The organism is Kroppenstedtia guangzhouensis (genome assembly GCF_014637345.1).
GTDB classification, from domain to species: domain Bacteria; phylum Bacillota; class Bacilli; order Thermoactinomycetales; family DSM-45169; genus Kroppenstedtia; species Kroppenstedtia guangzhouensis.
In genome coordinates this window covers 1-6,113 of the sequence record NZ_BMEX01000039.1, presented here as the reverse complement: position 1 = coordinate 6,113, position 6,113 = coordinate 1, and the positions used below count along the sequence as shown (strand labels likewise).

Sequence of the window (6,113 nt, the reverse complement as noted above, 5' to 3'; positions counted from 1 at the left end):
CCACATCTTAATGGGAGGCGAAATATAAAAAAAGCCCTCAATTGAGGGTTTTACTTTTTGTGGAATCTACTTTGCCCCTGGTGACAGCTTCGCTGGTATTACCCCTAAAAATGATATTTCTTCCTGGTCTTGGATCAGATAGAATAAAGAAGATCATTGAATTAATAGAAAAGGTGGTAAACAATGAAAGTCCTAGAGTTGAATGAACTGGGGGAAGTGATCCGAAAAGAGCGAAAAAAAAGAGGTCTGCGATTGGAAGACTTGGCCGATGAAAACATCTCCCCCGCCACGATCAGCAACATTGAACGGGGTGTCGCACACGTGCGCTATGAAAAGGCACACTATCTGCTCGACAAGCTGGATCTGAAGATGGAGGACCTGCCGACGCTGTTACTGCAAGAAAGGGACCATTTATCCGAGTTGCAGAGACAGTCCCGTATCATCGAAACGATGGTGATCGCCGGTAAGTTCCATCAAGCTCAAGAACTGCTGGATTCCATCGAAACAGAGGACAAGCATCCGTTAGCGGCGACGTTTCACTTCCATCGTGGCCAGGTCCAGATCTCCCGGCAGAACTGGAGGCAAGCGGAGACTGCCCTGCATCAGGCCATTCACTTTGCTAGCACTGCGAATGTGAAAAGCAATATCGAAGCAGCGGCATTCCAGGCACTAGGCTATGTCCATTACCAGCAGAACGATTTGGAGCGAGCGTTGAAATTCACCGAGAGCGGACTGGCAGCTTATGACCCACAGGGAGAGCGAACACAAGTCTACTTCGGTCTGCAACGGAACAAGGCCATCTATCTGGAACGACTGGGACGAGTCGCTGAAAGTATGCGCCTGGTCCAAGATATCTGGGATCAACTGCCGCAATGTATGGACACCGAAGCGAAGTTGACCTTTTACTGGCTCCGCGCGGAGTTGTCTCGACGACTGGGCATGTACGAGGAAGCACTGGATTATGCGTATGCCGGGGAAGACTTGGCACGTCAGAATAAAAGTCACTTTTCCATGTTTACGTTCTGGACCGTCCTGGGTGATGTCTACATGCGCATAAATCAGTTGGAACAAGCGGAATCTTGTTTCCAGACCGCGCTTTCCCTCCGTGACAAACTGAACGAGACACAGCAAAAGAGTCTGAATACGGCCTATGCGCGTTTTGCCATTCTTCAGATGCAACAAGATCACGTTTCCGAAGCGCTGGAACTGATTGACCAAGCGATTGAGAGTGCGAAGGAGCATCAAGACGAGCCCCGTTTGGTTCAGTCCTTGACCATCAAGGGAAACATTCTGAAAGAGAAAGGGAAAAAAAGAGAAGCTGTCGAATGGTATCAGAAAGCACTGACGCTTGCTCAAAAACATCAGGACAAAAAAAGAGAGGTTCGCTTGCTGTTCCGATTGGCGGAATGCTTCGAGGAATTGGATGAGCAGGAATTTGAGAGGGTTTCACGGAATATGTATCAAGCACAAAAACGACTGGACGAAGAAAGGAGTCTGCTCGATGAAGAAGATGATCTCTAAGTCCATTCTTGCACTCGTTTTCGTCTCCGTTTTCACACTCGGTGCCGTGTCTGCGCCTGACTCGCTCTTTACATTTCACAGCCAAGGCTACTCGGATCAACCCGGCCCGTGGTAAATCGATCCTCGCCGCATCTGCGGCCTTTTTTTTATGCCCACTCACTCCATTTGTGGATCTTAGACGTCATTTCCTCCATTCGCATTGTATCCACTGCACCTAAATGATATAATATTGATATCAAATGAGGAGAGGAATGTTGTGCATGCTCAACCGAATTGTGCTGATCGGCCGTCTGACAAAAGATCCCGAACTCCGCTATACACCGAGTGGTGCCGCCGTCGTTTCCTTCCGCCTCGCTGTGGAGAGAAACTTCAAGAACAGTGACGGAGAGCGGGAAGCCGACTTCATCGATGTCATCGCCTGGCGCCAACTGGCGGAGAATGTGGCCAACTACATGAAGAAAGGTCGGATGGTGGCCGTCGATGGTCGCCTGCAAACACGCAGCTATGAGAACAAGGAGGGACAAAAGGTCAAGGTGGCGGAAGTTGTCGCTGAAAACGTGCGCTTCCTCGACCGTGGCAAGGAGCAAGGTGACGACATTCACATCAACGATTCGGATCTTCCTTTCTGAGACTGAACGGCACGCCGGGAGCCACAATCCCGGCCACATCACTCACACGGAGGGGATCCCCATGGAAAAGTTCGGACTGGCGGTAAAGGTTGATGGAGAGGAGCTTTTGTTATTGGAGATCGAGGTGGAGAACGACGGGAAGAAGGTCATATCTGACTTGCCCGGATCGATCCGCAAACTGGCAGAGAGCATGGCGATCCTGATCGAGGAGAACGGGAATCCCTTGGAGGAGGTGGCCAAGTGATGCGAAGCTGGAACGTGTTGTGCGACTTCCGGCTGGTAAGCACCGGATCCAATGGGAGCTAGCAGACATCTTTGAGTGGAAGAGAACCTCGGATGATTTCCGGGGTTTTTTCTTTGCCACCCCTCTCCCCTTCTGTACGCCTCTGTATGATCCGTTTTCCTTACTTGGATACCTGACTATCATCAGAGATTGAAACATCTCTCAGGCATGCTGGAGTGGCTCTCAGGCGAGGATAAATAAAAACCCCTCCGTGGGGGTTCTCATTCTTCTTCCTTCTCTTTTTCTTTTTCTCGTTCCCGCTTGTGCTTATGAATGTACTCGGCACAAGCGGTACGGACAACCATGGCAAGCGACCATTTGACTGCACCAAACGTCTCTTCCGTCTTCTCCTCCGCCACTTTTTGCAGACTCTTGTGCATCTCCTCCGGCACGGTGAAGATCAAGCGAGGAGGATCTTTTTTATCAGACATCTCTCATTCCCTCCACTTCTTTCCCAGTATGCACGGCATCAACGATCTGCCATACCTGGATCCAGTGTATCCATCATATCACGAGACGACTGGAATGATATCAAGAAAGAGTTGGAGAGTAAACGGAGTAGTTAATTCTTTCTTCTTTCTTCTTTCTCCAATAGTGCCACGTTTACGGATCAACCGATGATATTTACCTGTCCATTTGGCGGACTGCTTCCACTGGAGAATCCTAGTACCAGCAAGGGTTTGACCTGTCTAGTGAGTTGTACCATGAGATGTTATACGAGCTGTACGTCAGATGTTCGTCAGTTGTGCTATTTCCCGGACGTGAGAAGCGAAAACCTTGGTGGTTCAAGCACTTGAGGGTGATCGGAGTTGTTTTCAGGGAAAGTCCGTTTCGATCATTTCCCGGTTTACTAAGAATGAACGGCTGAAGAATCTTATATCTGGCCCTGCTATCGGTTGAGTAACCCCTTAATATAGTTTTTTAATAAAAAACGGAAATTATATTGGGTGTTTTTTGATATTATGGTAGGATTGGATAAATGAGGAGGGGTTATTTTGAAAAAAATTCAGTGTTTGGTTTTTGCGTTTGCTGTTTGTTTGTTTCCGTTTTTCGGGGTCTCTTCTGTAAGTGCAGATGAACAAAAAGCTCAAGAAGACGTATTAGTCGATATCCCAACTAAAAAGATTGATAAACTACCCCGTATTCAGAATATGGGGGATATAAAGCCCATTAGGAAAGTTAATACTACCTCTATAGAGGAATTCAAGAAAAAAGAAGGGCTTGAAGTCAAGCCTGACAGAAATCAAGACGTTCAACAGGCCATCGATCCTCCAATCGGGATTCAAGCTACTTGGGAAAGAATCACCAATACGAAACAAGCTCCATATAACGGGGTTGTCAGTCTCTATGTGTTTTATGATGACTATATTGTTGGATGTGCAGGGTCCATGATTGATCCAACTTCTGTTTTAACGGCTGCTCATTGTATCTATGATACTTACTCGAATACGCTTGCGGAAGCTGTTTTAGTCGTCCCTGGAGAGAATCCAAGTGATGGATCACCCTATGGATCTGCAATGGGTACTGAAGTCGCATTCACAACGAATTGGAAAGATGTCAAACCTCCGAATCCAGATCAAGTTAGATACACGGATATTCGATTTGATTATGCAGTTGTAAATGTTGATCCTGAAGATCGCTTTCCGGTCTTCACATTTACAATGCGATCTTCAGTCTCCGATTCAGAGAAAGTGACAGCCTCAGGTTACCCCAATGAATATCAATATAAGAGTGTGGGTAATATTACTGACTATGACCGATTATTTGAAGTAATTAATAATAATACGAGAACGGAACCGGGCATGAGCGGAGGACCATTATGGAATACAACCGGAGTTGGCACAACGCAAATTGGAATCAATTCCGCCAAGGGTGATAACAAATCAATGGCTTGCCCACTGGATGAAACAACAAAAAAATTAATTCAAAGTTGGCAATAGAGAAAAACCGGGGCTCTCAGCCTCGGTTTTTTATATATTCGCGTATTCGCGTTTTCATCATTTCCTTTCTAGTCTTTACACCATTTTTCCGGAGCAAAATCCTTATTTCTCACATAACCAGGACAGGCCCAGATACCAACTTGCTTTTCTTGTGCCTCTAATTCCGTCGCCTGAAGATCGTTCACTAAATTTTCTCGATTCTTACCGAATGGTTCCTCTCTTTTCCGTGCTAATCCTTTCTTTAATAGCTCTTTCTGAACATTTGTACCATCTGCAAAAACATAGGCTTTGACCAGAGATTTGCCTTGATGAACATCGTATCTTAACTCAATTTTCTTGGCATTTTTCAAGAGAGAATCTGTTAGATCCATTGCATCTTCCCCAAGAGGTTGTTTTCTATCGATACTCGGTGATTCAACTTGTAGAAATTGAACTGTTTTCACGTCGCCATCGATTCTAAATTTGGCTTCATCACCATCTAAAGTTTGAACAAATTCTACTTCTTCTACAATTTTTCGTATAGGTAGATCAGCTGTTTGATTCGGATCTTTGCAACCTAACATGAGAACCAAAGGCAATAACCAAATCCAGCTTCGTCTCATTGAAATCCTCCTTACCTACAAATTGAAAGCCCCGTAAACAAAATTGTACTATAACATATTGCTTATAGGAATTACCTGTATTATAAGACGATAAATAGAAAGTAGAGTTCACTTCAATCCTCTTTCTTCCCCGGCTTTTTCATCTGGATTATTCCTCACGCTATTTCCTCCATTCTGCCCCGCTGTCTTATTCCAGGCAAGGAAAAAGGGAGGCTGTGCGCCCCCCTTCTCTCAAGCTTCTTCCGCTTGTCTCTTCGCTTTTTCCCGGTGTTGAATCTCCCGGAGAATCATGCCCATCACGATGCCGATGCTGTTGCGCTTCATTTTCGAGTCTTCGTCAATCATGGGGTACGACAACGATTCGCGAAATAAATGGCCATTTGGGCGTTTTCCGCCGATAACTTATATTAACGGCGGAGTTTTGTTTTATACGGGGATGTTATCGGCGGAGCCACAGGGATTATCTCGGGAAAAACTCTGCCGTTAATGTTTCTCCGGTGATAACACCCATAGGCGTCGTACCGCGTTTATCTCCGATATTATCGGTAGAGATTGAGAAAGTGGCCATAAAATCAATGAATCGTTGTCATACCCCATAACGGCATGGCCCGCCACCAGGCGGGCTTTTTTTAGTGGTACAATATTCAAAAGAACAAGGAGCAGTTTTCATGAAAATTGAACAAGGGGAAGTAATAGCAGATCCGGACACCCTGACTGTCCAGTGGGATCGTAAAGCCCGGTCCCATGACGATCCGGGTTTTTATCGACAGACGGTCGGTTGGCTACTTGCCTTGGGCCGACACGTTGTGTGTAAGAAATGCGAGGAGAGGATCCGAGAGTTTTACTCTCCGTATTGTGAACAGTGCGGACCAGTGCCGCCGCCGCATCAATTGAAATTGTGAGGAAGATTGTTTCCTTTCTTTGGGTATGCTATGATAAAGGCGAGCATAAACTACGAATGGCTCCAGGTGCAGTAACACCCGGAGCCATTGTAGACGCGCTTCATCGACGGGACGGGATCGCCGTCCTAGAGGGGGTAATACCAGCGAAGCTGTCACCAGGGGCAAAGTAGATTCCACAAAAAGTAAAACCCTCAATTGAGGGCTTTTTTTATATTTCGCCTCCCATTAAGATGTGG

6 protein-coding genes and 1 pseudogene are annotated in these 6,113 nt (G+C 46.2%); 5 read left to right on the top strand and 2 right to left on the bottom strand.

Features of this window, described 5'->3' with window-relative positions; all coding sequences use genetic code 11:
- Window positions 1-183: 183 nt before the first annotated feature.
- From IEV46_RS17450 to IEV46_RS17440, 3 genes and pseudogenes are all read left to right on the top strand, one after another.
- Window positions 184-1,521 carry a helix-turn-helix domain-containing protein gene (locus tag IEV46_RS17450; protein ID WP_188433836.1) on the top strand — a complete coding sequence of 446 codons (1,338 nt, stop codon included), beginning with the start codon at window positions 184-186 and terminating at the stop codon, window positions 1,519-1,521.
- Between the two features lie 260 nt (window positions 1,522-1,781).
- Window positions 1,782-2,114: pseudogene (locus IEV46_RS17445) on the top strand (single-stranded DNA-binding protein); the annotation flags it as partial.
- A 97-nt stretch (window positions 2,115-2,211) separates the two neighbouring features.
- A complete protein-coding gene (locus IEV46_RS17440; protein WP_188433832.1) occupies window positions 2,212-2,394 on the top strand; it encodes a hypothetical protein in 183 nt (60 codons plus the stop codon).
- A 260-nt stretch (window positions 2,395-2,654) separates the two neighbouring features.
- Here the strand turns inward: IEV46_RS17440 and IEV46_RS17435 are convergent, their stop codons facing one another.
- The gene (locus tag IEV46_RS17435) at window positions 2,655-2,864 is read right to left on the bottom strand and encodes a hypothetical protein (protein ID WP_188433830.1); all 210 of its coding nucleotides are present in this window, start codon (window positions 2,862-2,864) and stop codon (window positions 2,655-2,657) included.
- A gap of 564 nt (window positions 2,865-3,428) precedes the next feature.
- On the opposite strand from IEV46_RS17435, the gene IEV46_RS17430 reads away from it, so the two are divergent.
- Entirely contained in the window at window positions 3,429-4,373 is a 945-nt protein-coding gene (locus IEV46_RS17430; RefSeq protein WP_188433828.1) for a trypsin-like serine peptidase, read from the top strand.
- 68 nt (window positions 4,374-4,441) lie between these two features.
- Here the strand turns inward: IEV46_RS17430 and IEV46_RS17425 are convergent, their stop codons facing one another.
- Entirely contained in the window at window positions 4,442-4,975 is a 534-nt protein-coding gene (locus tag IEV46_RS17425; protein ID WP_188433826.1) for a thermonuclease family protein, read from the bottom strand.
- Between the two features lie 668 nt (window positions 4,976-5,643).
- Here IEV46_RS17425 and IEV46_RS17420 point away from each other — a divergent pair.
- Window positions 5,644-5,877, top strand: a complete 234-nt coding sequence (locus IEV46_RS17420) for a hypothetical protein (protein ID WP_188433824.1) — start codon at window positions 5,644-5,646, stop codon at window positions 5,875-5,877.
- The last annotated feature ends 236 nt before the right edge of the window (window positions 5,878-6,113 follow it).